This is a genomic window from Flavobacterium sp. ASV13, assembly GCF_000745775.1.
Taxonomy (GTDB): Bacteria; Bacteroidota; Bacteroidia; order Flavobacteriales; family Flavobacteriaceae; genus Flavobacterium.
Genome location: NZ_JQJY01000015.1, coordinates 1 through 4141 on the forward strand (window position 1 = coordinate 1; position 4141 = coordinate 4141).

Annotated in this window: 4 protein-coding genes; all 4 read right to left on the bottom strand. The window is 29.6% G+C overall.

What is annotated here, in order from left to right:
* Positions 1–2999 (bottom strand): non-ribosomal peptide synthetase (locus GQ47_RS20525; RefSeq protein ID WP_152561065.1); only part of this gene is annotated, 2999 nt, incomplete at its 3' end.
* 113 nt (positions 3000–3112) lie between these two features.
* On the bottom strand, positions 3113–3400 hold the full coding sequence (locus GQ47_RS20530) for an outer membrane beta-barrel protein (protein ID WP_152561066.1): 288 nt from the start codon (positions 3398–3400) through the stop codon (positions 3113–3115).
* A complete protein-coding gene (locus GQ47_RS20535; RefSeq protein WP_035652524.1) occupies positions 3369–3605 on the bottom strand; it encodes a hypothetical protein in 237 nt (78 codons plus the stop codon). The genes GQ47_RS20530 and GQ47_RS20535 overlap by 32 nt, the downstream gene beginning before the upstream one ends.
* A 47-nt stretch (positions 3606–3652) precedes the next feature.
* A partial coding sequence (locus GQ47_RS20540; protein WP_035652527.1) for a phosphopantetheine-binding protein occupies positions 3653–4141 on the bottom strand: 489 nt, incomplete at its 5' end.

A 4141-nucleotide genomic window follows, 5' to 3' on the forward strand; every position in this document is an offset into this window, starting at 1 on the left:
TTAGGTGTTAAAGGCAGACTTTCTATCTCTACATAAAAACCAGGCACCATATATTCAGGCAGCCTGTTTTGCAGGTAAGTTCTAAGCTCTGATTTATCAATCTCGATTCTGGACACATAATAAGCCACCAAAGTTTTGTCCTGGTTGATTTCTTTAGCTTCCACTACAACCTGTTGTATCTCCCCTGAATATTGAGATATGGCCGTTTCTATCTCTCCTAGCTCTATACGATAACCTCTTATCTTGACTTGATGGTCGTTTCTGCCCAAAAATTCAATATTACCATCTGGCAGCCACCTGCCTAAATCACCCGTATCATACATTCTTGTTCCTTTTATGAAAGGATTCGAAATGAATTTCTCTGCCGTGAGTTCTGGTTTGTTTAAGTAACCTCTGGCTACTCCATCTCCTGAAACATAAATCTTTCCGGTAACACCTATAGAAACTGGCTGTAACCCTTCATCTAATATATAGATCTGTGTGTTATCAATTGGTTTGCCAATAGGAATAGTCTGTTTTTCATATTTTAGTTTTTCTACACGATAAAAAGTTGAACAAATTGTATTTTCAGTTGGTCCATAGCCATTAATAATTTTAGTTTTTTTTGTAAAAAATTCTATAGTTTTGAATTGTATAGGTTCTACTCCAATTAATATTTTTTTAATTTCATCATATTTATTTACTTCTAGTTCTTTACTTATATCTTCTAAATGCCTTGGGTGTATATAACAACAATTGATTTTGTTTTCTATAAAATATTTTGCATATTCTTTTGGATACAATACTGTTTCGTATTTCGGTATTAACAGTTTTGAACCTGATAAAATAGAGTTGAAAATTTCAAGGACAGAAACATCAAAAGTATAATTACATGTTAAGGTTGTGTTGTAAACTTCTAAATCATTATTATAAGAATAAATCAAATTTACAAGATTCTTATGTTCCACCATCACCCCTTTAGGATTACCGGCAGTACCAGAAGTGTAAATAACGTAGGCTAAATCGTTTGGTTTATTTATTTTTAAGGCATTTGATTTACTATATTGTTTTTGTTTTTTGTAAAAATTTCCTAATTCTTGTTCATCAATAACAATTTTACAGTTACTGTCTTTTTCTATGTAAGTGATTCTTTCCTCAGGATAACTTGGATCGATTGGCACATAAGCGGCACCGGATTTTAGTATTCCTAAAATAGCCAGTATCATTCGTTCACTTCGCTCTAACTTTATTCCGATCAAATCATCGGCTTGTATTTTGTAAGTTTCTCTTAAATAATGCGCTAATTGATTTGCTTTCTCATTGAGTTGTTTATAAGTCAATTGTACTTCTTCAAAAACTACAGCGATATTATCTGAAGTTTTTTCAACTTGTTCTTCAAATAAATCGATGATGGTTTTATCTTTCGGATAATCAACTTTGGTATCGTTAAAGTCTACTAATAATTGTTGTTTCTCTGTTTCAGATAAATAACTTAGAGAGTCTATAGCTAGATTAGGATTTGTAACTATATCTAATAATACTATTTTGAAATGATTTAATATTCGTTTTACAAATTCTTCAGAATAAATATCTGTATTATATGTAAGTGTTAATTCCAGATCATCACCTTTTTTTTGAAAAGCAAAATCCATATCAAACTTACTAACAGCTTCTCCTTCTAATTGTAATTCTTTAACTTCAATATCTCCAATTTTTGGAACATTTTTTTTGACATTATCTATATTTTGTAGCGTAACCATAACATCAAACAAAGGATTTCGACTCCTATCAAGTTTAATAGGTAATTGTAATACCAACTCATCAAATGGATAAACCTGATGTTCATAAGCACCAAGCGTAACTTTTTTAACATTTGTCAATATTTCTTTAAAACTATCTTTTCCCTCAAATTGGGTTCTTAATGCCAATGTATTAACATAAAAGCCTATTTGATTTTGTAAATCTGTATGTTCTCTTCCTGCTGTTGGACTACCAATTACAATATCGGTTTGGTTGGTATATCTATACAATAATACTTTTACTGCTGCCAATAAACCCATAAATAGTGTACTATCTTCTGATTGGCATAAATGATTAAAATCTTTAAAAAGACTCTCGCTAAAAACAGTATTGACTGATTTACCATTATAAGTTTTTATAGCTGGTCTAGTTTGGTAATTAGGTAAATTCAATATAGGAATTTCACCATCAAATTGTTGTAACCAATACGATTTATGTCTTTCTAAATTCACGTTTTTCAATAAACCTTGTTGCCATGTTGCATAATCTTTGTATTGAAGAGGTAATACTGGCAATGGATTTTCATTTCCTTTTGCAAAAGAATCATATAAAGCAAATAATTCATTGGTCATTATTTCTGTTGACTGCCCATCACTAATAATATGATGCATCACACAAACAAACACATGGGTGTCTTCGGATGTTTTGACTAACCTGACTCTCAATAAAGAATCTGTAGATAAATCAAAAGAATAGTTCGTTTCTTCTTGAATTATTCCTCTGGTGGTTTCTACAATGTTTTCTTCCTTGCTAATATCCTCCAATTGCAATTGAAAATTACTTTCCTCAGGTTTTAATATAAATTGTCTCACTTCACCTGTTGCATCCTCTTTAAATAAGGTTCTTAATGATTCATGTCGTTCAATAAGGGACTGAAAAGCTTTTTGTAAATCAGAAACAATGACATTGGCCTTCAATTCAAAAACACTTGACATATTATAAGCTGTATTTCCTCCTTCAAATTGACTTAACAACCATAATCTGCGTTGAGAGGAAGACAAAACATAACTAAATTGTTCAGCGACTTTAGGAATAAATAAATGCTTTTCTTTTTTGGTTTTATGTAAAATAATAAATTCAATCAATTCATTTTTATACAATTTAATTTCATTCAATAAATCCTCTGTCATAACTCCTTTTGGAGCCTGAATATCTAATTTTTCATCAACCAAATCAATTTTGATATTGAAATTATGTAGTATTTTAATTAACTCTTCCATTTTATGAATTCTTACAACTTATTAATTACCTGTTCTCGTTCTTTATTTTCGTTACCAGCTTCCCTATTTTCTACTTTTATTTTGTTGTTTCCAAACTTATAATCTAATGACAATTAGAAAGATTGGGTATCATAATAATATCCAAAATTTTGATAAATACCATTTACTACTGAATTTCCTGTTATTTTTTCAGTTCTAAATAGATCATCCCCTTTTAATGAAATCTTTAAATCTTTATCCGGTAAAAGATATTGAATACTTATGGAGGTAGAAGTCATAGCACCATTTTCGTATATTCCATCTATTCTTTGAAAACTATACCAATAATTTAAATTCAATAATAATGATTTACCCCTATTTAATATAAAATCATTTATTGCTTTGTCTGATTTGTACTTTATACCATCCCGATTTTGTTTCTAAGAGAAATTCTCCTTTCTTATTTCTAATATCATTTTTGATGGCAATAGAATCTTTATTTGTTAAAATAATTGCTGCTAAATTGAGGGATGTATCTTCAGCATTCATAACTTTTCCAATTATTTTTATTTGGGCAAACAAAGTGGAATTGGATAATAAAAGGAAAAGAATCAACAAATTTTTCATAATTATTTAAACTTTCTGTTAATCATAACATTGCATTAATGGGTAAATTATATAGTGAATTTATCTGTACTATTATCTTCAAAATCGAATGTTTGAATCAAACTAACATTCATAATAAAATAGGCTTGTTCTTCTAAAATCATATTTTTAAATAATTCATTGATGGACATTTTAATATCAAATTCTTTGTGTATCAAACTGATTAATCTTATAGCAATTAAACTATTACCTCCTAAATCCAAGAAATTATCGGTAATTCCTACTTTTTCAATAACTAAAACTTCTTGCCAAATTGCTACTAACTTTTCTTCTGTTTCATTTCTTGGTGCTACAAATTCCTTTCTTATGATATAACTTCCATCAACTTCTGGTAATGCTCTGCGATCTATTTTCCCATTTGGGGTTAATGGAAGTGATACTAACTGAACATAGAAGATAGGAACCATATATTCAGGCAGCCTGTTTTGCAGGTAAGTTCTAAGCTCTGATTTGTCAATCTCGATTCTGGACACATAATAAGCCACCAAAGTTTTGTC

Excerpts from the sequence above, each read along its gene's own strand:
- GQ47_RS20535 (WP_035652524.1), bottom strand. The coding sequence starts at position 3,605 with ATGAAAAATTTGTTGATTCTTTTCCTTTTATTATCCAATTCCACTTTG.